At 40.8% G+C, this 25,908-nt stretch carries 22 protein-coding genes; all 22 read left to right on the forward strand.

Annotation, left to right across the window (positions count from 1 at the left end):
* Positions 1 to 4 precede the first annotated feature (4 nt).
* The 22 genes from T543_RS07605 (at position 5) to T543_RS07710 (ending at position 25,678) form a co-directional block, all read left to right on the forward strand.
* Positions 5 to 970, forward strand: a complete 966-nt coding sequence (locus T543_RS07605; RefSeq protein ID WP_035767354.1) for a hypothetical protein — start codon at positions 5 to 7, stop codon at positions 968 to 970.
* A 5-nt stretch (positions 971 to 975) separates the two neighbouring features.
* Positions 976 to 1,848, forward strand: a complete 873-nt coding sequence (gene cdaA, locus T543_RS07610) for a diadenylate cyclase CdaA (RefSeq protein ID WP_035767355.1) — start codon at positions 976 to 978, stop codon at positions 1,846 to 1,848.
* Positions 1,845 to 3,140: a CdaR family protein gene (locus T543_RS07615; RefSeq protein WP_035767357.1), complete on the forward strand. Its 1,296-nt coding sequence runs from the start codon at positions 1,845 to 1,847 to the stop codon at positions 3,138 to 3,140. The genes cdaA and T543_RS07615 overlap by 4 nt, the downstream gene beginning before the upstream one ends.
* Before the next feature lie 15 nt (positions 3,141 to 3,155).
* A complete protein-coding gene (gene glmM / locus T543_RS07620) occupies positions 3,156 to 4,505 on the forward strand; it encodes a phosphoglucosamine mutase (RefSeq protein ID WP_035767360.1) in 1,350 nt (449 codons plus the stop codon).
* A gap of 29 nt (positions 4,506 to 4,534) precedes the next feature.
* A complete protein-coding gene (locus T543_RS07625; protein WP_035767362.1) occupies positions 4,535 to 4,798 on the forward strand; it encodes an HPr family phosphocarrier protein in 264 nt (87 codons plus the stop codon).
* 78 nt (positions 4,799 to 4,876) lie between these two features.
* The gene (rfbD, locus tag T543_RS07630) at positions 4,877 to 5,752 is read left to right on the forward strand and encodes a dTDP-4-dehydrorhamnose reductase (protein ID WP_035767364.1); all 876 of its coding nucleotides are present in this window, start codon (positions 4,877 to 4,879) and stop codon (positions 5,750 to 5,752) included.
* 13 nt (positions 5,753 to 5,765) lie between these two features.
* Positions 5,766 to 7,592, forward strand: a complete 1,827-nt coding sequence (locus T543_RS07635) for a DUF8201 family protein (RefSeq protein WP_035767366.1) — start codon at positions 5,766 to 5,768, stop codon at positions 7,590 to 7,592.
* 61 nt (positions 7,593 to 7,653) lie between these two features.
* Positions 7,654 to 8,595, forward strand: a complete 942-nt coding sequence (locus T543_RS07640) for a GDP-L-fucose synthase family protein (RefSeq protein WP_035767368.1) — start codon at positions 7,654 to 7,656, stop codon at positions 8,593 to 8,595.
* Positions 8,596 to 8,598: 3 nt separating this feature from the next.
* Positions 8,599 to 9,531 (forward strand): glycosyltransferase family 2 protein, encoded by a 933-nt coding sequence (locus T543_RS07645; protein ID WP_035767370.1) that lies wholly within the window; start codon positions 8,599 to 8,601, stop codon positions 9,529 to 9,531.
* The gene (locus T543_RS07650; protein ID WP_035767372.1) at positions 9,531 to 10,304 is read left to right on the forward strand and encodes a glycosyltransferase family 2 protein; all 774 of its coding nucleotides are present in this window, start codon (positions 9,531 to 9,533) and stop codon (positions 10,302 to 10,304) included. The genes T543_RS07645 and T543_RS07650 overlap by 1 nt, the downstream gene beginning before the upstream one ends.
* Before the next feature lie 15 nt (positions 10,305 to 10,319).
* Positions 10,320 to 11,735, forward strand: a complete 1,416-nt coding sequence (locus T543_RS07655) for an exopolysaccharide biosynthesis polyprenyl glycosylphosphotransferase (RefSeq protein WP_035767373.1) — start codon at positions 10,320 to 10,322, stop codon at positions 11,733 to 11,735.
* A 17-nt stretch (positions 11,736 to 11,752) separates the two neighbouring features.
* Positions 11,753 to 12,844: a YveK family protein gene (locus tag T543_RS07660; RefSeq protein ID WP_035767374.1), complete on the forward strand. Its 1,092-nt coding sequence runs from the start codon at positions 11,753 to 11,755 to the stop codon at positions 12,842 to 12,844.
* Position 12,845: 1 nt separating this feature from the next.
* Positions 12,846 to 13,643 (forward strand): glycosyltransferase family A protein, encoded by a 798-nt coding sequence (locus T543_RS07665; RefSeq protein ID WP_035767375.1) that lies wholly within the window; start codon positions 12,846 to 12,848, stop codon positions 13,641 to 13,643.
* Positions 13,644 to 13,649: 6 nt separating this feature from the next.
* Positions 13,650 to 14,810, forward strand: coding sequence for an EpsG family protein (locus T543_RS07670; protein WP_035767376.1), 1,161 nt, complete (start codon positions 13,650 to 13,652; stop codon positions 14,808 to 14,810).
* A 12-nt stretch (positions 14,811 to 14,822) separates the two neighbouring features.
* Positions 14,823 to 15,746, forward strand: a complete 924-nt coding sequence (locus tag T543_RS07675) for a glycosyltransferase (protein ID WP_035767377.1) — start codon at positions 14,823 to 14,825, stop codon at positions 15,744 to 15,746.
* A 29-nt stretch (positions 15,747 to 15,775) separates the two neighbouring features.
* On the forward strand, positions 15,776 to 17,098 hold the full coding sequence (locus T543_RS07680) for a glycosyltransferase family 4 protein (protein ID WP_035767378.1): 1,323 nt from the start codon (positions 15,776 to 15,778) through the stop codon (positions 17,096 to 17,098).
* Positions 17,095 to 18,312, forward strand: a complete 1,218-nt coding sequence (locus T543_RS07685; RefSeq protein ID WP_035767380.1) for a glycosyltransferase family 4 protein — start codon at positions 17,095 to 17,097, stop codon at positions 18,310 to 18,312. Before T543_RS07680 ends, T543_RS07685 begins: the two co-directional genes overlap by 4 nt.
* Positions 18,305 to 19,324: a glycosyltransferase family 2 protein gene (locus T543_RS07690; protein WP_035767382.1), complete on the forward strand. Its 1,020-nt coding sequence runs from the start codon at positions 18,305 to 18,307 to the stop codon at positions 19,322 to 19,324. The genes T543_RS07685 and T543_RS07690 overlap by 8 nt, the downstream gene beginning before the upstream one ends.
* A 3-nt stretch (positions 19,325 to 19,327) precedes the next feature.
* A complete protein-coding gene (locus T543_RS07695) occupies positions 19,328 to 21,034 on the forward strand; it encodes a hypothetical protein (RefSeq protein ID WP_035767383.1) in 1,707 nt (568 codons plus the stop codon).
* A 32-nt stretch (positions 21,035 to 21,066) separates the two neighbouring features.
* The gene (locus T543_RS07700; protein ID WP_035767386.1) at positions 21,067 to 22,713 is read left to right on the forward strand and encodes a SulP family inorganic anion transporter; all 1,647 of its coding nucleotides are present in this window, start codon (positions 21,067 to 21,069) and stop codon (positions 22,711 to 22,713) included.
* 164 nt (positions 22,714 to 22,877) lie between these two features.
* Complete coding sequence (locus T543_RS07705; protein WP_035767388.1) at positions 22,878 to 24,017, forward strand: hypothetical protein; 1,140 nt, start codon at positions 22,878 to 22,880, stop codon at positions 24,015 to 24,017.
* A 509-nt stretch (positions 24,018 to 24,526) separates the two neighbouring features.
* Positions 24,527 to 25,678 (forward strand): hypothetical protein, encoded by a 1,152-nt coding sequence (locus T543_RS07710; protein WP_035767389.1) that lies wholly within the window; start codon positions 24,527 to 24,529, stop codon positions 25,676 to 25,678.
* Positions 25,679 to 25,908 lie beyond the last annotated feature (230 nt).

The raw sequence follows: 25,908 nt of genomic DNA on the forward strand, positions 1-25,908 counted from the left end.
CAAGATGACGACTTTACTTGAACTACGGGAATATATCAAAAGCTTTTATGTAAAATATGAAATTTATATCACCTATTTATGGAAATTTTTGCTTTCACTTATAGCATTGACCATGATAGGAAATAAAATCGGATATCAGACCGGTTTGACGAAGCTGCCCATTTTGCTTATGGCTTCACTTCTGTGTTCCATAATGCCTGGGAATTTTATGGTGCTTCTTTGTTCCGGCTTTATTTTGGCACATCTTTATAAATTATCACTGCAGTGTGCAGGGATTGCTCTTATTCTGTTTCTTTTGATGTTCCTTCTGTATTTCAGATTTTCACCGAAGGATACTCTGGCAGTAATGCTTACACCAATGTTCTTTTATTTGAATGTGCCCTATGTAATGCCGATAGCGCTTGGACTTATGAGCACACCTACATCCATCATATCAATGACATTTGGTGTGATCGTCTCTTACATGGTTAATTACATTTCCGGTAATGCAACAGGTCTTACAGCATCGGATATGCAGGAGACTGCACTTCAGTTCCAGAGCATTGTTTCAGATCTTCTCAATAACAAGCAGATGTGGATCACTATAGTTGCATTTGCAATAACACTAGCGGTCGTATATGTTATCAGACGTATGTCGGTCGACCACTCATGGACGATTGCCATTATTGTCGGCGCTTTCGTGAACATAATATGCCTTCTTATAGGGGATCTTCTCTATACAACAGGGCTTTCGTTCGCGGCAGTGATCCTGCAGACAGCGATCAGTGTATTGCTACTTATGGTTTTACAATTTTTTGCTTTCAATCTGGACTATACCAGAATAGAGGTCGTTCAGTTTGAGGACGACGAATATTATTATTATGTAAAAGCTGTTCCGAAGGTGTCGGTTACAAGACCTGCACCTAAAGTGAAGAAAATCAATCAGGCAAATTCTTCAAGAGACTATCGGGGCAGAGACAGAGGCGAATGATTTAGATGCAGCAGATCGGTTATTTTCTTGAAAACAATCTGACAAGCCTGCGTATGCCGTCGGTGAGAGTGCTTGATGTAGTCGAGATATTCATCATAGCTTTCCTTATCTACCATATACTGGTTTGGGCTAAGAACACGAGACTATGGTCCCTGTTAAAAGGGGTCGTAGTTATTGTTGTCTTTATAGTAATTGCGGCGGCGTTCAATATGTCCACCATTTTGTGGATAGTTCAGAACGTATTCGGAATAGCAGTTACCGCGATGGTAGTTATCCTGCAGCCGGAACTTAGAAAGGCACTTGAGGGAATCGGAAGAAGGAACTTCTTCCACGGACTCTTCAATTTCGCAGAGGCAACAGAGAACGGAAGGTTTTCGGATAAGACAATAAACGAGATAGTAAGAGCCTGCGGTGAAATGGCCAAGGTCAGAACCGGAGCACTTATAGTAATTGAGCAGATGTCATCTCTTTCCGAATACGAGAGAACAGGAATCGACGTGGACGGAATAGTTACAAGTCAGCTGCTTATCAATATATTCGAACACAACACACCTCTTCATGACGGTGCAGTCATCATAAGAGGTGACAGAATAACATCGGCGACCTGTTACCTGCCTCTTTCGGACAACATGGAGCTGGGAAAAGAGCTCGGAACAAGACACCGCGCAGGTGTTGGTGTATCTGAGGTTACCGACTCACTCACGATCATCGTATCAGAAGAAACCGGAAAAATAAGCGTAGCTTATATGGGAGAACTTGAGAGAGCAGTAGACAGCGACAGATTAAAAGAGCGCTTAAGACAGATACAGAACAAGACAACAGAACAGAAAAAAGATAAGAAAAAGAAAATGAAAGACAAGAAGGTGAAGGCGAAATGAAGAAGCTCAATTTGACAGCCAACTTAGGGTTAAAGATTGCTTCGCTGTTTTTTGCCGCGCTTCTTTGGCTCCTGGTGACTAATATCAACGATCCTGTTGATTCTGTGAGATTCAGCAATATCCAGGTATCATTCAGGAATACTAACAGCATAACGGACAATAACCGTGTTTATGAAGTACTTGATGGTACAGATATCATTTCAACGGTTACTGTTTATGCGCCCAGATCAATCGTTGATTCCTTAAACAGGGACAACATCGTGGCAATAGCTGATTTTGATGAGATGGTAGAGAGCGGAGACTCTGTCAATGTTGCCATTCAGTTATCTACAAACAAATATGTCAATCAGGTTCAGAGCATATCCGGAAGCATAGATACATTAAAACTTAATGTAGAAGATAAGGCTTCCAAAACAATTGCAATATCCGCAACAACAACCGGTTCTGTTTCTGACGGCTACATCATAGGCGATGTTACTACCGATCAGAACCAGATCAGAATAAGCGGTGCGAAGTCAGTTATAGAAAGTGTTGCATCAGCATCAGTTAATGTTGAAGTTACAGGATATACAACAAACATTGGTACAAATGCGGAAATCCACCTCTATGACATAGATGGTGAAGAGATATCAAAAGACAAGATCAAGCTTTCAAGTTCATCTGTTGGTGTGAGTGTAACGATACTTGCTACAAAGAGAGTTCCTGTAAGCTATGAGATAACAGGAATACCGGCAGACGGATATATGTATACCGGAAATATGGAGAAGGATCCTGAAGACGTACTTATCGCCGGCAGAGCATCAACTCTTTCAGGAATAGAGGAAATCTCAGTTTCCGATACAAGCCTTGATATTACCGGATTAAAGGAAGATCTGACAGCTACCATTGACTTGTCCGGATACCTTCCTTCAGGCGTCTCCTTCGGCGATGAAGACTTTAACGGAATTGCCACTGTAGAAGCCCATATTGAAGCAGCAAGTGACAAGACGATTGATGTGTCATATAATCAGATAGCCCTCGAAAATATTCCCGAAGGTTATGAGGCAGAAATTGTCTCAGATACAGACAAGACATTTTCTCTTGGCATAAAGGGACTTAAGAATACCGTTTCAGGGGTATCGGGCTCTGATATAACAGGCACGATAGATATTGCTCCTCTCATTGCAGACAATGAGAACACTGATGATTATTCAGGTACATACGGAGCAACAGTTTCGCTCTCACTTCCCGGAGGTGTTACGACAAGTGATACCGTAAGCGTGAATGTGGAGCTTACTAAGATTGAAGAATAGATTTTGGAGGAAAAAATGGCTAGACTATTTGGAACAGACGGAGTGCGTGGAGTTGCTAACGATGAACTCACACCACTTCTTGCAATGCAGCTTGGACAGGCTGGAGCGTATGTATTATCTAAGGAGAATCAGCACAAACCTACTATCATGGTTGGCTGCGACACCAGACTTTCAGGAGATATGCTCGCAGCAGCACTTATGGCAGGTGCATGCTCAGTAGGAGCAAATGTAGTAAATGTAGGCGTTCTTCCTACACCTGCAGTTGCATACCTTACTAAGAAATACAGAGTTGATGCCGGAGTTGTTATCTCCGCTTCTCATAACCCGATGGAATTTAACGGAATCAAATTCTTTGATGGACAGGGCTTCAAGCTTCCTGATGCTATGGAAGATGAGATCGAAGAACTCATAAAGAACAACATGGAAGGCGTTAAGATGCCCACCGGTGCCGGAATCGGCAAGATCAAGAACAGAACTGATGCCAGAGAAGAATACATCAATCACAACCTTGGATGCGTTGATGTAAGACTTGACGGATACAAGATCGTTATGGACTGTGCTGAAGGAGCAAGCTCATACACTTCAGTTGAAACTATCAGACAGACAGGGGCTGAAGTTATCGCGATCCATACTAATCCGGACGGAACAAATATTAATTCAAACTGCGGTTCAACCCACATGGAAGAGCTTATGGGTAGAGTAGTAACTGAAAAAGCAGATATCGGTCTTGCTTTTGACGGTGATGCTGACAGATTCCTTGCTGTTGATGAAAACGGTAAAATGGTTGATGGCGACGAGATAATGGCTATCATCGGCAAGCACATGAAGGACAACGGCGAACTTAAAAACGATACTATCGTTGCAACAGTTATGAGTAACCTCGGATTCTTCAAGATGGGCGAGAGAGAAAACATCCACATTGAAAAGACCAAGGTTGGTGACAGATATGTTCTTGAGAGAATGAAAGAGATCGGAGCAAACCTCGGCGGTGAGCAGTCAGGACATATCATTTTCCTTGATGACAATACAACCGGAGACGGATTATTATCTGCACTTCACCTTTTGAAGGTAATGAAGCAGACAGGAAAGAAATTATCAGAGCTTTCACAAGTAATGGAGGTAATGCCTCAGGCACTTTACAATGCGACAGTTCCTACACACAAGAAGGATCACTACATGGAGTATCCTGAGATCGCAAGTGCAATCGAGGAGCTTAACAAGAAATTTGCAGGAGACGGCAGAGTGCTCATCAGACCTTCAGGCACAGAGCCGCTTGTACGCGTAATGATCGAAGGAAAGGATCAGGCTGTTATCGAAGAAGAAGCCAAAAAGCTCGCGGAACTAATTCAAAATGTCATGCTGTAAAGCATTTTATCTTATAAAGGACAATAGATATGATCACACAGAAAGTAGTTATTAAAAATCCCACAGGATTGCATCTGCGTCCTGCAGGAAATCTATGTAAAGTAGCGATGAATTATAAATCACACATTACATTTATGTATGGTGATAATTCAGCCAATGCCAAGAGTGTTCTGAGTGTTCTTGGAGCATGTATAAAGTGCGGCGATGAACTGGTATTTAAATGCGAAGGACCCGATGAACAGGAGGCAATGAATGCTCTTGTTAGTGCTATAGAGAACGGTCTTGGAGAATAATAAACAAACATATAAAACGGACGACATAAATTGTCGTCCGTATGCACGTTTATGGCATGAGTGGAGAAAGGAAGCAAAATGAAGAAGATAATCGTAACAGGATGTAACGGTCAGCTCGGCAGAGCGATCAACAAAGAACTCGAAGGAAAATATGAACTGGTAAATACCGATGTATTTAAGGGAGAAGGAATAACTCCCCTGGATATAACGGATGTTGATGCCGTAACAAGCCTTGCAAGAGATGTTAAGCCCTACGCGATCATCAACTGTGCAGCTTACACAGCTGTAGATGCACAGGAGAGTGATGTTGATCTTGCCTATAAAATAAATGCAATAGGACCTAGAAACCTCGCAATTGCAGGAACTGAGACAGGTGCAAAGCTCGTTCACATCTCAACTGATTATGTATTTAGAGGCGATGGAACAAAGCCCTACACAGAGTTTGATGTTACAGGACCTGTAAGTAAATACGGTATAACAAAGCTTGCCGGAGAGAAATTCGTTGAGCAGTTTTCAAAAGAATTCTTCACTATCAGAACAGCATGGCTCTACGGTGATGGCAAAAACTTCGTAAAGACAATGATGAACCTCTCTGAGAAATATGATGAAGTAAGCGTTGTCATGGATCAGCTCGGAACACCTACAAGTACTTATGAACTTGCAAGAGCAATTCATTTCCTTCTCGAAACAGAGAACTACGGACTCTTCCACGGAACCTGTGAGGGCGATACAAACTGGGCAGACTTTACCGAAGAGATATTCAGGATTGCAGGCAAAAACACAAGGGTTAATCACGTAACAAGTGCCGAGTATTCAGCAAAGAATCCTCAGGCTGCACCAAGACCGGCTTATTCAATTCTTGAAAACTACATGTTCAAGCTTACATCTGATTTCATGTTTGCTGACTGGCATGACGCCATAGAAAAATATATGAAGGACTATATTCTGAAATAAGGAGTAGTAATTTATGGTATCAGTAATAGCAAACTGGATCTATATTTTAGTTACAACTTACATATTAGGATTTGTGATCCTGAGAAATATGGCGGAGGTTGCCTACCTGTATAGCAAAAAAGGGACAAAGAAAGCAGTCTATAGATTTAAGCTAAAAGGTAGCAATTTTCTGGCAGGAATAGTTGCGGCAACGGTTTATGCAGAGGTTTTTAGTATCATTTACAAAGTGGGACTTATCGCCAATTTGTTTTTGATACTGATCTGCGTAGCCTTTGCATATCAGTTCAGAGAAGACCTTGCTGAGCACCTAAAGACCGTCTTTGGAGCGATGGATAGGTTGGAATTCCTTCTTTACCTATTCGTATTTTTGCTTATGGCCTATGGTACATCTCACGGTCTTATGCATTATGACTCAGATTTGTATCACGCACAAGCTATCAGATGGATTGAGGAATACGGCGTTATATACGGACTTGGTAATCTTCACTTAAGACTTGGATACAACAGCGCTTCTTTTGCGGTTTCTGCACTCTACAGCTTTGGATTCCTTGGTCAATCCATGCATGCGGTGGCAGGATATTGCGCTTTGCTCCTTGGCTGGCAGTGCGTTGAGCTTAAGAACATAGTAAGGAGAAGATATCCCGTATTATCAGATTTTGTGAGGATCATTTCAGTATATTACCTCTTTACGATATTTGATGAGATGGTTTCTCCTGCTACTGATCTGTTTATGACAACTATCGTTCTAAACATAATTATCAGGTGGCTTGATCTCTACGCAGAGCATGAGAGGGCATTTCTTCCTCATGCGCTCCTTGCGATCACGTCAGTTTTTCTGACAACAGTCAAATTGTCGGCAGCGCCTCTAATGCTTCTTAGCATTTATCCTATTTACAGAATTATTACCAGAAGAAAAAAGGAAGCAATAAAGCCGCTTATTTTGTGCATAGTTCTGGCATTTATAATCGCATTCCCTTATTTTGTGCGAAACTATGTTTTAACAGGATGGCTTATTTATCCCTTTACAGGAATAGATATCTTTAATGTGGCTTGGAAGGTGCCGAAGGGAACTGCACTTTATGATGCTCATGAGATCATAGCATACGGAAAAGGTTTTACAGATTCCCTTATGTACAATGCAAAGATAGGCGAGTGGCTGCCCGCATGGTTTGCTAATCTGACTACCTTTAATAAGCTCATGCTTATCCTGGACGTGGTTGCACTCCCGGTACTTGTTGGTTGCTGTATCTATTATGTAGTAGTCACATTTGTAAAAAGAGGTGAAAAGAGGGCTGATTCCGAAAAGCCGCAAAGCACGATCTTTCATCTCTCACATAGAAAAGCAGTATCACTTTCTGATTTTATCTTTATTGAGATAATAACCTATTTGTGCTTGTTTTACTGGCTCTTTACATCACCTCTTGGAAGGTATGGTTTTGTATATATCTGGCTTCCTTCAATAATAATGATAGGAAGATTTGCAATCCTTCTTTACAACAGAGCAGGACTTGCCAAAACTGAATGGGTTTACAGAGCGATAATAGGAGCTTTGGCTGTTTATATAGTTTGCAAATGCGGAGTTCTCATCAAGGAAGATGTACCCAGGTTCAGAGCAGACTATCTTGTAAAGCAGCAGGATTATGGAACATATGAGACAATTCAGAAGGATATAAACAGTGTTACGTTCTATCAACCTGTGGAGGGTGACAGGACTGGTTACGATGCCTTTCCTTCATCACCCGATCTTGACGGCGTGACCCTCAAGGGATACCGAATTCGCAACGGCTTCCTTCCCAGGAAGGGTCAGGATGGTAATGACGCAGAAAATGAGGTAAAATAGAACATTGAAGTAAATTTAGTCAGGCATTTGCCCGGCATGAAATATCATGGAGAAATAAGTAATGGAAAAGAATTCAAAAATTTACGTAGCAGGACATAGAGGAATGGTTGGCTCAGCAATCGTAAGAGAGCTTGAGAGACAGGGATATAACAATATTATTACAAGAACTCACAAGGAACTTGATCTTACAAGACAGGACGAAGTTGAGAAGTTCTTTGAACAGGAAAAGCCTGAATATGTATTCCTTGCAGCAGCCAAGGTTGGCGGCATCGAGGCAAACCAGAGCGCACTTGCTGACTTTATGTATGAGAACATGATCCTGGAGATGAATGTAATTCATTCTGCATGGAAAAACGGATGCAAGAAGCTTGAATTTTTGGGATCATCATGCATTTATCCCCGCATGGCACCTCAGCCCATGAAGGAGAGCTGCCTTCTTACAAGCGAGCTTGAAAAGACTAATGAAGCTTATGCTCTTGCTAAGATATCAGGACTTAAGTACTGCGAATTTTTAAATAAACAGTACGGTACAGATTATATTTCTGTAATGCCTACAAACCTGTATGGACCTAATGATAACTATCATCCCACACATTCACACGTTCTTCCTGCAATGCTCAGAAGATTCCACGAGGCAAAAGAGGCAGGACTTTCCAAGGTTACATGCTGGGGAGACGGATCACCGCTTAGAGAATTCTTATATGTTGATGATCTTGCAGACCTCTGCGTATTCCTTATGAATAACTACAGCGGAGATGAGACTGTAAACGCAGGTACAGGAAAAGAGCTTACAATCAAAGAGCTTGCTGAGACAATCGCAAGAGTTGTCGGATTTAAGGGCGAGATCGAGTGGGATACTACAAAGCCCAACGGAACACCCAGAAAGCTTCTTGATGTATCCAAGGCAGCAGGTCTTGGCTGGACATATAAGACAGAGCTTGAAGATGGTATTAAACTTGCATACGAAGATTTCTTAAACAACCCTATGAGAGCAGAGAGATAAAATATGAAACTACTTAGTGTAATTGTGCCTTGCTACAATGAAGAAGAAAATATCGCTGACTTTTATAATGAACTATTAAAGACAGAAGACTTCTTTAAGCAAAATGATGTTGAGTTTGAGATCATATATGTAAATGACGGCTCAAAGGACGGCACAGTAAGTGAAGTTAAAAAGCTTATAGAGGAAGATAACAGAATTCACCTTATAGATTTTTCAAGAAATTTTGGAAAGGAAGCCGCAATTTATGCCGGACTTTCAAAGGCAAAGGGCGACTTTGTCGTAATGCTTGACTGTGACCTTCAGGATCCGCCGGCGCTTCTTCCCAAAATGTACGGATATATCAAGAATGAAGGCTATGATTCCGTTGCCACAAGAAGAGTGGACAGAAAAGGCGAGCCGCCGATCAGATCCTTCTTTGCAAGAAGATTTTATTCACTGATAAACAAGATGTCCAAGACAGAGATTGTTGACGGAGCAAGAGATTTTCGCCTTATGACAAGGCAGTTTGTGGATGCAATCCTTTCCATGGAGGAATATAACCGTTTTTCAAAGGGAATATTCGGCTGGGTAGGATTTAAGACGAAGTGGCTTGAGTATGAGAACATTGAGAGAAAAAAGGGAGAGACAAAGTGGTCCTTCTGGAAGCTCTTTATCTATGCACTTGATGGAATAACCGCGTTTTCAACAGTTCCGCTTGCAGTAGCTTCCATACTTGGCGTGCTGTTCTGCTTCCTTGCAGTAGTACTTATTATTGTAACTATCATAAGGAAGGCAGTGTTTGGAGATCCCACCAGTGGATGGCCGTCACTTGTCTGCATCATATCGCTTATCAGCGGTGTGCAGCTCTTCTGCCTCGGAATAGTCGGACAGTATCTGAGTAAGACATATCTCGAAGTCAAGAAGAGACCTATCTACATCATTAAGGAAGAAATCTGATGGGAGAAAATAAAGATTATGAAGGTCTTGTAAGCATAGTCGTTCCGGTATATAACGCAGAGAATTATATCGCACAGACTATCGAGATGGTTTTAAAGCAGACCTATGAAAATTTTGAGCTTATCCTCGTTCTCGACGCATCAAAGGATAACAGCCTCGGAGTAATAGAGAGCGTTATGGCTGGCGGAGATGACAGGATAAGACTTATAAAAAGAGATAAAAATGAAGGCGCCTATGCAGCCAGAAATACAGGCATAGATGCCGCAAAGGGAAGGTACCTTGCTTTCCTTGATGCAGATGATATCTGGCATGCGGATAAGCTGTCAAAGGAACTTGATTTTCTTAAGAAAAATGATGCGGAATTTGTTTTCACAGCCTATGAGTTTGGCGACGAAAATGCAAATCCCACGGGCAAGATAGTCCATGTCCCTTCAAAGCTTAGTTTCAGAGAGGCTCTTTCAAGAACAGTTATTTTTACATCCACCGTTATGTTTGACCTTCAAAAGATTTCCAAGGAAGAGATACATATGCCCGGGATCGAGAGCGAAGATACGGCAACATGGTGGAATATTTTAAAAAGCGGCAGGATGGCTTACGGACTTGATGAAGTTCTTGTAATTTACAGAAGACCAACAAGTTCTTTATCTTCTAACAAATTAAAGGCATTAAAACGTATTTGGGGATTGTACAGAAATATAGCAGGCCTTTCGGTAATAGAGAGTGCATATTACTTTGTGGGATGGGCCGCAAGGGCTACGCTTCGCCGTATTTAATAAAGGAATTATTGTATGAAACAGGTTGAATCAGTAAAACGTATTTTTGTATTGTTCTTAGGATTTTTGGGGCTTTTGCTCCAATCTTCTGTTTATGCGTATTTTTGGTTTAAGGTTTATTATCCTATAGTTTCAAGCACAAGAATAAGTGCTGACGGATACGTATTTGGTAGTGGACTTAAGCTGTACTTTAGAGGTCATCTGCTTGTACTTGCTATTTACTTTGTACTACTTGTGTTTTTCTCAAACACTTACGGAGGCCTCAAGATCGGATATCTGAAGTCCATGGATCTGTTCCTTTCTCAGATATTCGCTCTTGTTATGGTCAATATTCTTTCGTATTTCCAGATATCACTTTTGAGGAACTGGCTTGTTCCTGTTATCCCGATGCTGGAAATCTTCATAGTGCAGCTTGTGGTATCTTTCTTATGGGCTGTTTGTACTAACCGGCTATTTCATGCCTTATTCCCGGCAAGGCAGATGCTTCTGGTAAGCGGAGAATATCCGGTTGATGATATCTTAAGAAAATTCAACTCAAGACAGGATAAATACAATATCGTCAAATGCATGAATATCAAGGATGGCCTTGAAGAGATAGAAAAAGAGAGCCTTCTTAGATACGACGCAGTTATTATCTGGGACATTCCCACTCAGGACAGAAATAAGCTCCTTAAGTTTTTGTACGCACATTCTATAAGGGTTTATCTTATGCCCAAGATCACAGATGTGCTTGTAAAAGGATCAACACAGATGCATCTCTTTGATACACCTGTGCTTCTACTTAGAGAGTATTACTTAAAGATAGAGCAGAGAGCGATTAAGAGACTCGTAGACATAATCTGTGCTCTTCTTCTTATCATACTGTCATCTCCCGTCATGTTGATAACAGCGATAATCATCAAGCTATATGACGGAGGCCCTGTTCTGTATAAGCAGGTCAGATGTACTATCAATCAGAAGGAATTCAAGATAATGAAGTTCAGGAGCATGAAGGTTGATGCTGAAAAAGACGGTGTTGCCAGACTTGCAAGTAAGAACGATTCAAGAATAACGCCTATCGGCAAATTCATAAGAGCCTGCAGAATAGACGAACTTCCACAGCTTTTCAACATACTTGCAGGAGATATGTCATTTATTGGTCCCCGTCCCGAGAGACCGGAGATAATAAAGCAGTACATGGAGACCATGCCCGAATTTGCTTTCAGAATGAAGGTGAAGGCAGGACTTGCAGGATATGCGCAGGTTTACGGCAAGTATAATACAACTCCCTACGATAAGCTTAAGCTTGACCTTGCTTACATCGAGAACTACTCGGTATGGCTTGACTTTAAGTTGATGCTTCTTACTTTGAAGATCCTCTTTACACCTGATGCAACAGAGGGCGTAGAGAGCAGTCAGATTACAGCTCTTAGAAACACAGAAGATAAATAAATTTTTTTGGAGGACCTATGCTAAGGAAACCAAAAAATTATGATAATGAAATACTTAATCTGCGGGCATTCTATCTCAGGGTGATCATGAAGTTGCCGGTCGTTCTGCTTTGCGCCGGGCTTATGGGATTGTTGTTTGGAGCAGTCTATGGCGCGACCTATCAGCTTGCCAAGAAAAATGCACTCTACCGGGTTGACTCAACGCTCTACATTTATTTTGCCTATGATGAGAATGCAGGAACTCTGGTAGATCATTACAATGCATATACCTGGAATACGATAATCAAAACCGATGACGTCATGAATCCTGTTCTTGATGAAATGGCAGGCAAGGGATATGACTTTACAAGGCAGGAGATAGAAGCCTCGATAAATGCTGATATCCCGTCTGATGTAAGAGTCATGATTGTCAGCACAACAGGCAAGGATAAAGACAGTGCAAAGGCACTTTCCGATGCACTTAATAAATCCCTTGAGGCATTTGGCAAATCAAATAATGCATTTGAACAGATTGAGGTATTATCAGCAGGTGATCCGATCCTGTCCATAAAACAAGACAGAATAGTCACAGCAATAATATTCGGTATTATCTTCGGATTTGTAATGGCTGTGTTTGTGCTGCTTATTTATGCTTCAATGGACGATGAAGTATATATCTCCGAGGATGTAGAGATAAGATATCACATCCCTGTTCTTGGCATGGTGACTCCTGACAACAAAGAGCAGCCGCCGTTTCTTAGAAATGAGATGATAGGCTCAATGGACAGCCTTCTTAGAAGTATAGAGAACGTTGCGGTTATATCCGTTGACGATAAGGAAGGAAAAGAAAAGGCTGTAAAGGGTGCAGACAGGATAAAGGCTGTGATCGGAAGTGCTTTTGACTTTGAAAAAACAAAGCTCCTTCCCATGGCGCTGCCCGGCAATGATGACAAGATAAGCACAGAACTGCAAATTGCTCAGGGAGCAATTATCCTTATGGATATGGGCAAAAAGAACGGCGCTATGTGTGAGCACCTTATCTCCATGCTCCATAAACTGGAGTGCCCCATCATCGGAATAGTAATAACGAATGCAGACGCAAAATATATAAAGAGATATCTGGGACTTTAATATGACTCAAATTCAACTGCTTGTGGCTTCTGTAAATCAAAATACAGAGCTTTTGCCCCAAAAAATGAATATAGAAACCGATGCCATAATAATCAACCAGTCGGGTCACTATGACTATAAGGAATTTGAATACAGTAAAGAGAATTCCGCAGATAAGTACATGGTAAGGGCATTTGACTGTGATGAAAAAGGCGTCGGACTTTCAAGGAATCTGGCTCTTCTTAGAGCAGACCATGAGTATGTGCAGTTTTGCGACGAAGATATAGTTCTTGATGATGGCTATTCAAGACTTGTTGAGCAAGAGATGGCATACAATCCGGAAGCCGACATCATAATGTTTAATGTACAGGCAGCTCCGGGGAGAGAGACCTATCACAATAATGAGTTTGGCAGAGTAACCAGGCTAAACTACGGAAGATATCCTGCCTACGCGATAGTTGCAAGAAGAGAGAGCCTTCACAAGAGCGGAGTAACATTTTCTCTATTATTTGGAGGCGGTGCAAAATACAGTAACGGAGAGGATTCGCTCTTTTTACATGACTGCCTTGAAAAAAAGCTAAGGATTTATAAGAGCCCTATTTCTATAGGCCATGAAGTATCATTAAGACCATCAACATGGTTTGAAGGATATACAGATAAGTTCTTTTACGACAGAGGAGTCCTCTACAAGTATCTCTACGGAAGACTTGCTGCAGTGATGGGCTTTAGATTTTTATTTAAAAACAGAAAAACCATGTGTAAAGATATTCCTTTTGACAGAGCCTTTTCCTTATTACGAAAAGGAATAAAAGAAAGGTAAAAACCTATGGTAGTGTATCTTACACTGACGGTGGCGACGTTCATCCTTTCTTTATTTGTGCAGGGAAAAACATCGCTGCCTGCGACCGACATCGACAGATACAATTTAATATACAGAGGCACAAGAAGAGGACAGTACAGAGAAAAGATAGTCCTTTTGTTTATTTTCGTACTGCTTGTGGGAGTATCAGCCCTTCGCCTTAATGTGGGAAATGACTACAGCAAATATGTGGAGTTCATGCATAGAACCTATTCCAATGCAGTCGTGCCCACAGAGCCCGGGTTCAACATCCTTACAAAGGTTATTTACAGGATATCGGGATTTGAAAACTACGTGCTGGTATTTGCCATATTTTCATTTTTTACCATCTTGTTTTTTATGATAGGCATATATGAGCTATCGCCCGACTTTGTGACATCCTTTATGATGTTTATGCTGCTTGGATATTACTTCCAGTCGCTATCAACAGTCAGATATTACCTCGCGCTTGGAATTGCTCTTTATGCTATGACATTCTTTTTTAAAAGAGATTATCCAAGATTTGTGCTGCTTGTCCTTGTAGGAGCGCTTTTTCATAAGTCGCTTTTGGTGGTACTTATCCTCTATCCCCTTGCAAAGCTTAAGTGGAAGAGATGGATGCTTGGCATAGCACTTGGAGTATGCCTTTCGTGCCTTTTTTTTAGAGATATGTATCTTAAGATACTTATTATGCTCTATCCGTCTTATGCAGGAACGGAATATCTTACGGGCGGAACCAGCAAGGTCAGCATAATAAGGTGCATAGCCGTTTTGCTTTTTGCATTTTTCGTATATGGCAAAACTGTGGTTGATACTGATAAAAAGAGTTTTTATTTTTATGCAAACCTCATGGCGCTTGCGTTTTATACATTTGGATCATTTATCCCGACGGTATCAAGAATCTGCTACTACCTTACTGTGACGCAGATAATCTATATACCGGAGATGATACTTGACCTTGATGCTTCCAAAAACACTAAAAAGGCAAGGCTGTATGGTGCGGTAAAAATCTTTCTTATGATTGCATGCGTAGGATACTTTATAATGTACATGAGAAGTGCAGGCAACGACGGAATAAGGATACTTCCATACGAAACATTTTTGTTCCACGAAATGCCCGCAACCCTCTCTGAAAGAGGATTTGGCTGACAGGTGAATAATATGAGACCATTTTTCAACATAATCGTCGTTTCCTATAACGCAGGGGACGATTTGATAAAAACATTAAACAGCATAAAATCGCAAACATTTCCTAACTACCGCGTAATAATCAAGGACGGTGGATCAACTGACGGTTCCCTTGAAAAGGCGGAGGCAATGTTTGGCACCAAAATAGGTGATAAGTCTGCAGATAAGTGCACCATAGTCAGGGAAAAAGACCTTGGAATCTATGATGCAATGAACAGCGCTGTCAGGATACTGAAAGAAAAAACCTTGTCAGAGCTTGGAATAGCTGATGAGGAAGCTGACTTAAGCAGAAAACTTGTGTCAACCTCTCAGAGGCCGGGATACGTATATTTCCTTAACTGCGGCGATATCTTTTCAGATAATAACGTACTTCTTAGAGTTCACGACGCGATAGAACAGGAGACTGCTGACAAGGGAATAATGCTTCCTGCAATCTATTATGGAGATATATTCGAGATGGTGACAGGGCAGAGGGTTTCCTCTATACCTAAGATAAACGACTTTGCCTGCTACAGAAATGTACCTTCGCATCAGGCGTGCTTCTATGACGAGAGACTGATGTACAGATATCCTTTTGACACTGTATGGAAAGTTCGTGCAGATTATGAGCATTTCCTCAGGTGCTTCTATGTTGAACGCGCAAGGACTGTATACACAGGGCTTCTCATAGCTGATTATGAGGGCGGCGGATTTTCAGAGACTGTGGAAAACAGGAAAGTATCAGAGACCGAGAGGCAGCAGATCATCCACCTCTATCTGTCCAGATCTCAGATACAGAAGTTTGACCTTGTAAGGATGCTTACACTTGCGCCTCTTCGCACGAAGATAGCGCAGAATCCAAAAACTGCGGGAGTATATAATAAGATCAAGAGCGCTTTATACAGAAATAAAAAGTAAAGCACTAAGAAGTAGAATGTGTGAATAGTATGAAAGTTTTGTGGGTTTGTAATATAATGCTGCCGGCATTTGCCAAAGAAAAGGGCCTTCCCTGGTCTGACAGAGAAGGCTGGCTTTCGGGCGCCTATGAGAGAATTGCCCTCGGCAGAAAAAATAATAATATAGAACTCGGAATATGCTTTCCGGGTAACGATATGGGAGATGAACCCGTATGCCTTGATGGAGTAAAATTCTACCTCTTCTCGGAAAACACCAATACCCCTGAGATATATGATGAAAAATTAGAGGACAGGTTTAGAGCGATAATAGGCGACTTTAAACCTGATATTTTGCATGTGTTTGGAACAGAGTTCCCTCACTGCCTTGCTGCAGTCAAAGCATTTAATAACCCTGAAAGGACACTTGTTGGAATCCAGGGTGTATGCTCTGAAATAGCCAAGGTATATATGGCGGGCATTCCGAAACAAGTTCAGGAAGCAAGGACATTCAGGGATAAGTACAAAAATGACTCTCTTATTCAGCAGCAGGAAAAATACGTCCTTCGCGGAGAGAATGAAATAAAAGTGATCAAACTATCAGGCCATATCACAGGGCGAACAGATTTTGACAAAGAGGTGACAGAGAGGATAAACCCTGATGCCACCTATCACAAGATGAATGAGACCATGCGCAGCACTTTTTATAAGGACGCATGGAGATCGGTAAATACCGTTCCTCACAGCATCTTTTTATCACAGGGAGACTATCCATTAAAGGGAATGCATTTTATGCTCATGGCTATGCCTGAGATATTAAAGGAATTCCCTGACACCAAGCTCTATGTTGCAGGAAACAGCATAATAGGCAGGATAAAAAGAAAAACAGTAACAATTCCTGACGAACAAAAAAAGGCATCGGGTAAAAGCAGATACCCCCTTGCCATAAGAATATCAGCCTACGGCAAATACCTTAAAAAGCTGATAAGGAAATATCGTCTCGGCTCAAAGGTCATCATGCTTGGTAAATTATCTGCAGAGCAGATGAAGGAACAGCTTCTAAAAAGCAATGTATTTGTGTGCCCTTCAATACTTGAAAACTCACCAAATTCACTTGCAGAAGCAATGCTTCTTGGTGTTCCCGTTGTTGCTTCTGATGCAGGCGGCATCCCCAGTATGTTTGAAAAAAATGTCGACGGACTTATGTTTGAAGCAGGCAATCCCGAGGAACTTGCAAAAGCAATAATACAGATATTCAGAGAGCCCGTTATTGCGGCGGTCTACGGAGATAATGCCAAAAAGAGAGCACTCCTTGTCCACGATGGCAATACCAACTTTGAGAGACTTCTTGAAATATATAAAGAGATAGATAAATGAAAGTAGTATTTGTTTCTAACTACATAAACCACCACCAGATGCCATTTTGCAACGAAATGGCAAGGATTCTTGGCGGGGATTTTTCCTTTGTGGAAGTAAGTCCCATGGACGAAGAGCGCATTAAGATGGGATGGAATAGTGAAAAGCTCCCCTATGTCCACAGAATCTATGAGGAAGAGGAGCTTTCAAAGCGCCTTATAAGAAAGTCCGATATAATGCTCCTTGGCTGGATAGGGGATGATAAAAATTCCCCCGCCTATATCGAAACAAGAAAACGCCTCATGCAGAAAAAGCCATCCATCAGAATAAGCGAGAGAATATATCGCGAGGGCAGATGGAAGATGTTTTCTCCAAGAGGCCTCATGGCAAAATATGATGAGCACATAAGATTTAGAAAAGAAAACGTACATCTTCTATGTGCCGGAGCCTATGTGTCAGGCGACTTTAAGGCAATAGGCGCATATCCTCATAAAATGTATAAGTGGGGATACTTCCCGCCATTTACAGAATATTCAGAGCAGCAGATAGATAGCATGCTCTACAGAGACGGCGAAAAAATAAATATCTGCTTTGCAGGAAGACTTATCAGATTAAAGCACCCGGAGTTTGTGGTAAAAGCAGCAAAAACACTTAAAGAAAAAGGTATAGATTTCTGCCTTCACATAGTTGGGGATGGAAACAGAAGATCTGAACTTGAGAAGCTGATTGCAGACAGCGGCCTATACGAGAATGTCATAATGCATGGAGCACTTCCGCCTTCTGAAGTAAGGAAGGTCATGGAGATGAGCCATATCATGGTCTTTTCAAGTAACTACCTTGAAGGCTGGGGCGCTGTTGTAAACGAAGCCATGAACAGCCTCTGCGCAGTTGTTGCATCTAGCGAAGCGGGAGCAGTTCCTTTTTTGATAAGAGAAAATGAAAACGGCATGACCTTTGATAACTGCTCTTTAAGTGATCTTACGGATGCCTTATACAGTCTGTGCACGGATCCTGAGAAAATAAGACACCTTCAGTTAAATGCCTATGAAACAATCCGCGATAAATGGAATGCAAATATAGCAGCAAAAAGACTGATCTCTTTTTGCGAATATGTACTTAATAACGGCTCTGAAAAGGGATATGACTTTCCATTGGACGGACCACTTAGCAGGGCAGAAGTTTTAAGACCTGCGGGCTTTTTGCGAAGCCTCTCGGAGGACAATCATCTTGAGTAGTAACAAGTATAACTTGAAAATAAGCATCATTATACCCGCTTACAACATAGAGGATCTGATAGTCAGATGCCTTGAATCTGTCTGCTCGCAGACCTATCCCAAGGAACTTCTTGAAATAATAGTCGTTGATGACGGAAGTACAGATAACACTTTTGATAAGGCAAAAGAATATGCCAGGGACAAAAGGAATGTCACCGTCCTTCACAAGGAAAACGGCGGAAGCAGCTCAGCCAGAAACTACGGTTTATCAAAAGCGACTGGTGATTATATAGGATTTGTCGACAGCGACGATTACGTGGATCCCCATATGTATGAGGAACTTATGAAAGCCGCTATGATGTTTGATGCTCCCATGGTACAGGCTTCCCGCGACGAGATAGATGAAAACGGACAAAAGCTTCCTGATGTGTGCATCCCTCCCGAAAAAATAACTGTCATATCAGGTAAAGAACATTTAAAAACGCTCCTTCTTCATACAGGGGATGCCTCTTTTTGCACCAGGATAACAAAGGCAGAACTCTTTAAGAAGGACTATGGCAGATTTCCGGAAAATGAACTTAATGAAGATTTTTATCTGATGATCAAAATGATCTCAGATGTGGATAAACTAGTTATTTTGCCCGGTCAGTACTATCACGTATTCTACAGACTTGGAAGTAACAGCAGGAAGAAAAAGGAGGACAAGGAGTATTTCCCTCCTGTTTTTAATGATATAGTGCGAAACTCTGATGTCGCGCTAAACCTTGTTGACGAGAAATATCCCGACCTTCACGATATAGCTGTCAGGTTCTGCCTTATCCAGAGACTTGATTATTTACTCCACATACCGATAAGTCAGATGAAGAGCGACAACAGATATTATAAAAAGGATGTCGTAGAGTTCCTTAGACATCACAAAAAGGATATAAGGAAAAATCCCTATCTTACCAAAAAGAACAGGATATATTTACAGCTCCTTGCCACCGCGCCCAAATTCGTAAGAACGGTGCATGCAAGGCTGCGAGGTCTTTGATATATGAATAAAAAGATTAATGCTTACAATTTAATACTTGCACTTATCCTTGTTCTGGAGCTTATTGTCATTATCTTCTTCGGATATCAGAAGGCAGGCTTCCATGAGGATGAGTACTACTCGTATTTTTCATCAAACAGAAGTCTTGGCCTCTACTACCCGGACAGGGAATGGCAGAGCAGTGAGACCATAAAAAACGAATTTGTGGTTTTGCCCGGAGAGAGATTTAATTACAGGCTGATATCCCTTGTTCAGTCCTGGGACGTTCACCCGCCGCTCTTTTATGACATCCTGCACACGGCTTGCTCGCTGTTTCCAGGAGTCTTTTCAAAATGGATCGGGATCGGCGTAAATATGCTAGCTTTTATCCTGTGCTATGTGCTTCTCTATGAGCTTGCCAAAGCAATAGGAATGGATAAGCCGCTGCGCGCTATCGTGCTGATAGCATTTGGCTTTAATCCTATGACGATATCCGGCGTGATGTTCATCAGAATGTACATGTGGATGACGGTTTTTGTCATAGCATCAAGCCTTCTTCATGTGAGGCTTATTGCAATCATTAAGCTAAGGCTCTGCGACAGGAAATTAAAGGATGATGGAAAATATAATCATAAGATCTACAGAAAATACCTGATCTCAATAGCCCTTGTCAATTTCTTCGGCTTTATGACGCAGTATTACTACCTGATCTTCATGACTATGATAGGCTTCTCCTTCTGCATGTGGATGCTTACGATAGTTCCGCGCAAGAAGGTAACTGATGGCGATGGAAACAGCGAAGAATATTTTGAGAAAATAGGATTTAAAATAGCGATAAAGTCTGCAGCGATGTATGTTCTTGCATGCGGCATTTCCCTCATGCTTGCTGTTTTTGTTTATCCTGCTTCTCTTTCACATATTTTCAGAGGCTACAGAGGAAAAGAGGCTCAGGCAGCTTTTTCAGATGCGGCCAATATTCTGGACAGATTCGGGTTCTTTATAGGACTTGTTAATGAATATCTGCTCTCAGATCTTGGATTATTATTCCTTATACTCTTTGCCCTGGCTGTTTTGGGAATAAGGATCTTCCCCAAGGTAAAAAAGGAAAGAGACAGAAAAGTTGTATTCCAGATAAGGCTTTTGGTCTTTACGACTTTTTGCTACTTTTTTATAGTTGCCAAGACCGCGCTCCTTCTTGGAAATACTTCTAACAGATATGAGATGCCGGTTTATCCTATAATCATTCTTATTCTCGTCTACTTTACAAGAATAGGCGCAAGAGTCATTGTCGGAAACAGATTTGTAAAAGGAATAAGCCTGCCGCTTGCAATAACTGCTATAATATTTTCTGTTGTGTGTGCAAGAGGACTTATCACATATAAGCATGTTCTCTTTTTGTATCCGGAGGAGAAGGAGCATATGGCATACGTAGAAAGCTGCCTCTCCAATGATGATAAGCTTGTTATTGCCTATAATGACCAGACTCCCGACAATATCTGGAGACTTACGGATGAAATACTTGTATTTCCAGAAGCCTTTTATGTAAATGAGGCAAATACGGAAGAAATCGTAGGAGGCGAATTTGCTTCCTGTGAATCTTTTTGTGCTTATATAGCTGACAATGACAACAAGGATGCTGTGATAGAGAATCTCTTATACAGCAATCTCAATGTCACAGAATATGAGGAGGTTTATCAGAAGGATATGTGGACACTCTACAGATTCCATTGATATATTTTTTATTTATTTTTTCGGAGGAGATTATGGAAAAGGAAAAAATCAAACCAATGCTGTTTTCCGTTATTAAGAAATATTCGGTAAAACAGTTCACTACTGATGTGATTGCAGGTATTATTGTCGCTATCATAGCATTGCCGTTGTCAATCGCGCTTGCCCTTGCGTCTGGCGTAGGACCGGAAGAAGGTCTCTATACTGCGATCGTTGCGGGCTTTATCATTTCGTTTCTTGGAGGCAGCAGAGTTCAGATAGCAGGCCCCACAGCCGCATTTGCCACAATTGTTGCAGGCATTGTAGCTACAAACGGTATGGAAGGACTTATGATGGCAACCATCATAGCAGGCATACTTCTCATACTGATGGGTGTTTTCAGACTCGGAAGCCTTATCAAATTTATCCCATATACAATAACTACAGGATTTACCGCAGGTATCGCTGTTACGATCCTTATCGGTCAGATCAAGGATTTCCTCGGACTTACCTATCCCAAGGGAACAGTCACAATTGAGACAATGGAGAAGGTAAGTGCAATCATCAAAAACATAGGTACTATAAACATACAGGCAGTTATAGTTGGTCTTGTCTGCCTTGCAGTACTTATCATCTGGCCTAAGTTCGTGGACAAGATCCCCGCTTCTCTTATTGCGGTTCTTGTAGGAATTGCCCTTGTTAAGGGACTTGGACTTAAGGTAAATACAATAGGCGACCTCTATACAATAAACGGAGGCCTTCCTAAGTTCCATACACCCGCTTTTTCATGGTCACTTGTAAGAGCATCATTTTCAAACGGATTCACGATTGCAATCCTTGCTGCGATCGAATCACTCTTATCAGCAGTTGTTGCTGACGGAATGATAGGATCAAGACACAGATCAAACATGGAGCTCATAGCTCAGGGCCTTGGTAACATCGGTTCTGTTTTGTTCGGCGGTATCCCTGCAACAGGCGCTATCGCAAGAACAGCAGCCAATATTAAAAACGGCGGAAGAACTCCCATTGCGGGAATTGTACACTCAATAACACTTATGCTTATTATGGTTGTGCTCATGCCTTATGCAGCACTCATCCCCATGCCTACTATTGCGGCGATTCTTTTCCAGGTTGCCTACAATATGTGCCAGTACAAGGTATTCGCCCGCCTCTGCAAGACTGCACCTAAGAGCGACATCATCGTACTTGTTACAACCTTCGTTCTCACAGTTATATTTGATCTCGTAATTGCGATTGAAGTTGGCATGGTTATCGCATGCGTTCTCTTTATGAAGAGAATGAGCGAAGAATCATCAGTAAAGAGCTGGACTTATATCGATCCTGAGGAGAACGACCCTGACAGCATCGAATACCGCGTTGTTCCCAAGCATGTAAGAGTATACGAGATCACAGGTCCCATGTTCTTCGGCGATGCGGATGCTTTAAGCGGAATTACAACCAAGGAATTCACCAAGTGCCTTGTTATCAGAATGCGTAGCGTACCCGCACTTGATGCAACAGCTATGAGATCTCTCGAGATGCTCTACGATGACTGCACCAAGAAGGGCATTAAGGTTATCTTCTCTCACGTAAACGAGCAGCCTATGCGTACTATGGAAAAGGGCGGCTTTGTTGATAAGGTAGGAAAAGAGAACTTCTGCGCTCATATAGACGATGCCCTTGAGCGAGCATCAAAGATCTGAGACGGCAGCAGGGTTTAAAAAAATTTCATAAAACTTGATTAAACATATAGAAAATGTCAGAAAATTACTATAAACTGCGTTGACTTCCATTGTTGTAACGATAAAAAATTAAATTGTCACGGAGCACAAAGTGTTCATTTTATCTAAAGATGGAGGGATGGTTTATGAGTAAATTTTCTAGGCTAGGTGCATCTGCGCTCGCTCTTGTACTTTCAATTGCACTCGTTTCACCTGTTACTGTCAGCGCTATGACCGATGTTAATAAAAATAGTGGTGATACATATACGAAGACATCCAAGGAAACAGGTAAGACAACTACATGGTCCAAGGGTGATGATGAGTATGATGATGAGCTTATCAGCGGAGCCAGTGATTTTGAAGAAACCTATTACAACCATAAGAAAGAACGAGTACAGGTCGGTGAGTATAATTTTTTAAAAGTACCGCTTTCTTATGGACAGGTATCTGTAAGTAAGGTAAAGATAAAGAGCGGAAAAGATATCGTAGCGGTTAAGGTAGCCGGTTATGAGAAATATATAAATGTTCGTTGTGATGAAGTAAATGAAGCAGGCACAAGGTATATCGTTGATCCTGCAACCGGTAAGAGGATCAAGAAAGTAGCTGATGCAACGGTTGATGAAAAGCTTAAGAATTATGGCATAGTAAAATTCAGGATATATGGTAAAAAAATAGGAGATGCTGTCATTCAGTATCAGGTAAATGATGTAAACGGAAATAAAGTTGCAATAAGGAAGATGAAAATCTCTGTAGGAGATACAGGGGTTAAGTCTGTTAAATTTGCCGGGAAAGAAATATATGCTGACGCTTTAGTTTACCACAAGGCCAATACATACTTCAGCAAGAAGTCGGGTAAGCTTAAGGTTACAATGAATAAGGGGTATGCCCTTAAGAGAATATATGTAATTACTGACCCTGGATATGAAGATGTAACTGAGGGTAATTACAAACACAGAAGGCCGAAAACTGTAAGGCTTGATCTTAACGGCGATGGTGACTGCCTTGATACTATTGATGGTATTGAGGAAAAGGAAGATAATAATAAAATCTATACCAAGGTAAAAAATGGCAAGAAGATTAAGCTTGGAAGCCAGCCTTCGGAAAGTGCTTATCTTAAAGAAACATCTACTAATGAATTAGATGGTAAAGAATATCAGTCATCTGCAGAGTCTTTATTAGTTAATGGTCTCTCAAATACACAAATATTAATTATCTATCAGGATAAGCTAACAAAGAAATATGATTATAAAACTGTAGATATTTTTAGAGTACTTGGAAAGAAATAAACTGCAATGGATTTATGTCAGGGAGCCGGTTGGCTCCCTGATTTTTAAATTAGAGTAAGCAGGCAGGAATTTGGTCCGGTTATTTAAGAAACGATGTATTAGTATTATAGGATCATTGCATGAAATGGGGATAGAACCTATTGGAGCGCTATTTATTAATAAAATATAAACACATTACAGAATATAATTGACAATTACCGAAACTATCAGACAATGCAATCATAATCTAATAGGGTTTATACAAAAAATATAATCATTAATAATTGATAAACTACGGTTTGCATAATGGACACAATTACCGTAAACACAGATGCCATAAGGCGCGATGGCATCTGCGTTTTGCTCTTTGTACGAAATTATAAACTATTTATAAACTTAATTAAACAAGTTGGAAATGTCAGAAAAATGATAAAAAACGTATTGACTTTTAATATGGCGGAGTTAAAATGAAACTTGTCACGGGACACAAAGTGTTCACAAAAAATCATTTATTATGGAGGAAAGACTTTATGAGTAAATTTTCTAAGTTCGGCGCATCTGCACTCGCTCTTGCACTTTCATTTGCGCTCGTTTCACCTGTAACAGCAAATGCTAAGATGACTGATTACAACCGTAATGCAGATGGATCATACACTGCGACATCTAAGGAAACAGGTAAATCTGCTTCATATACCAGAGTTACAGAAGAAGAATATAGTTATAAGTTAACTAGTGGATCAAGTGATTTTGCTAATACATATTACAACTATAAAAAGGTTAAAGTTCAGACTGGTAGATATAACTATATAGATGTTCCTTTTAGCTATGGACAGGTATCTGTTAGTAAAGTAAAGATTAAGAGTGGTAAAGATGTTGCTACAGTGAAGGTGGCTGGATATACCAAGAATACAAATGTATGGTATGAAGATGCAAATGATGCAGGCACATACTATATTATAGATCCTGCGACAGGAGAGAGAATAAAGAAGACAGCTGATGCTACTGCTGCAGATGAACTTAAGGATTATGGCGCAGTACAGTTTAGAATTTATGGTAAAAAAGCTGGTAATGCGGTTATTCAGTATCAGATTAATGATGCCAATGGAAATAAAGTTGCAACAAAGAAGATTAAGGTAACTGTAGGAGATACAGGTGTTAAATCTGTAAAGTTTGCAGGAAAAGAAATTTATGCCAATGTTTTAGAAAATGCTAAGTCAGACACATATTTCAATAAGAAGTCTGGTAAGCTCAAGGTTACAATGAATAAGGGATATGCACTTAAGAATATTTATGTGATTACAGATCCGGGATATGAAGACAAGGTAGTTAACGAAGATGGTGATATCGAAAGAAGTACAAAGACTGTTAGGCTTGATTTGAATGGTGATGGTGACTGCCTTGATACTATTGATGGTATTAGTGAAAGCGAAAAAAAGACCGAAGTCTATACTAAGGTGAAAAATGGCAAGAAGATTAAGCTTGGAAGCGAGCCTTATTTAAGCAATTATTCTAAAACATTCTATGATAGAACAGTGGATGGTAAGGACTATAAGGGTATTTATGAAAATTCATCTGTAGGCAATGTTTCATCTACAAGAATTTTGATTATCTATCAGGATAAGCTTACAAAAGTATACGATACAGATTATGTAGACATTTATAGAACACTCAGCAAGAAATAATTTGATATGATTTTGTAGGTCAGGGAGCCAATCGGCTCCCTGATTTTTTTTACGTACATTTATAAAAGTAGCAGCATCAACGCATGATTTCAGAATTATATTCTTAAAGGATACAATATCCTCTTTTTGGAAATAGCAAAGACATATCTTACGATTGGTATGATTTTCAGGCTGTTTTCATGCTCTTTCGAACCTTGTTTTGGAAAATATCAGGTTTAAGAACTAATTTG

The organism is Butyrivibrio sp. NC2002, from assembly GCF_000702265.1.
Taxonomy (GTDB): domain Bacteria; phylum Bacillota; class Clostridia; order Lachnospirales; family Lachnospiraceae; genus Butyrivibrio.

Excerpts from the sequence above, each read along its gene's own strand:
- T543_RS07650 (WP_035767372.1), top strand. The coding sequence starts at position 9,531 with ATGGGAGAAAATAAAGATTATGAAGGTCTTGTAAGCATAGTCGTTCCG.
- T543_RS07625 (WP_035767362.1), top strand. The coding sequence starts at position 4,535 with ATGATCACACAGAAAGTAGTTATTAAAAATCCCACAGGATTGCATCTG.
- T543_RS07710 (WP_035767389.1), top strand. The coding sequence starts at position 24,527 with ATGAGTAAATTTTCTAAGTTCGGCGCATCTGCACTCGCTCTTGCACTT.
- T543_RS07680 (WP_035767378.1), top strand. The coding sequence starts at position 15,776 with ATGAAAGTTTTGTGGGTTTGTAATATAATGCTGCCGGCATTTGCCAAA.
- cdaA (WP_035767355.1), top strand. The coding sequence starts at position 976 with ATGCAGCAGATCGGTTATTTTCTTGAAAACAATCTGACAAGCCTGCGT.
- T543_RS07655 (WP_035767373.1), top strand. The coding sequence starts at position 10,320 with ATGAAACAGGTTGAATCAGTAAAACGTATTTTTGTATTGTTCTTAGGA.
- T543_RS07685 (WP_035767380.1), top strand. The coding sequence starts at position 17,095 with ATGAAAGTAGTATTTGTTTCTAACTACATAAACCACCACCAGATGCCA.
- T543_RS07705 (WP_035767388.1), top strand. The coding sequence starts at position 22,878 with ATGAGTAAATTTTCTAGGCTAGGTGCATCTGCGCTCGCTCTTGTACTT.
- rfbD (WP_035767364.1), top strand. The coding sequence starts at position 4,877 with ATGAAGAAGATAATCGTAACAGGATGTAACGGTCAGCTCGGCAGAGCG.
- T543_RS07670 (WP_035767376.1), top strand. The coding sequence starts at position 13,650 with ATGGTAGTGTATCTTACACTGACGGTGGCGACGTTCATCCTTTCTTTA.
- T543_RS07635 (WP_035767366.1), top strand. The coding sequence starts at position 5,766 with ATGGTATCAGTAATAGCAAACTGGATCTATATTTTAGTTACAACTTAC.
- T543_RS07640 (WP_035767368.1), top strand. The coding sequence starts at position 7,654 with ATGGAAAAGAATTCAAAAATTTACGTAGCAGGACATAGAGGAATGGTT.
- glmM (WP_035767360.1), top strand. The coding sequence starts at position 3,156 with ATGGCTAGACTATTTGGAACAGACGGAGTGCGTGGAGTTGCTAACGAT.
- T543_RS07675 (WP_035767377.1), top strand. The coding sequence starts at position 14,823 with ATGAGACCATTTTTCAACATAATCGTCGTTTCCTATAACGCAGGGGAC.
- T543_RS07695 (WP_035767383.1), top strand. The coding sequence starts at position 19,328 with ATGAATAAAAAGATTAATGCTTACAATTTAATACTTGCACTTATCCTT.
- T543_RS07700 (WP_035767386.1), top strand. The coding sequence starts at position 21,067 with ATGGAAAAGGAAAAAATCAAACCAATGCTGTTTTCCGTTATTAAGAAA.
- T543_RS07660 (WP_035767374.1), top strand. The coding sequence starts at position 11,753 with ATGCTAAGGAAACCAAAAAATTATGATAATGAAATACTTAATCTGCGG.
- T543_RS07615 (WP_035767357.1), top strand. The coding sequence starts at position 1,845 with ATGAAGAAGCTCAATTTGACAGCCAACTTAGGGTTAAAGATTGCTTCG.
- T543_RS07665 (WP_035767375.1), top strand. The coding sequence starts at position 12,846 with ATGACTCAAATTCAACTGCTTGTGGCTTCTGTAAATCAAAATACAGAG.
- T543_RS07645 (WP_035767370.1), top strand. The coding sequence starts at position 8,599 with ATGAAACTACTTAGTGTAATTGTGCCTTGCTACAATGAAGAAGAAAAT.
- T543_RS07605 (WP_035767354.1), top strand. The coding sequence starts at position 5 with ATGACGACTTTACTTGAACTACGGGAATATATCAAAAGCTTTTATGTA.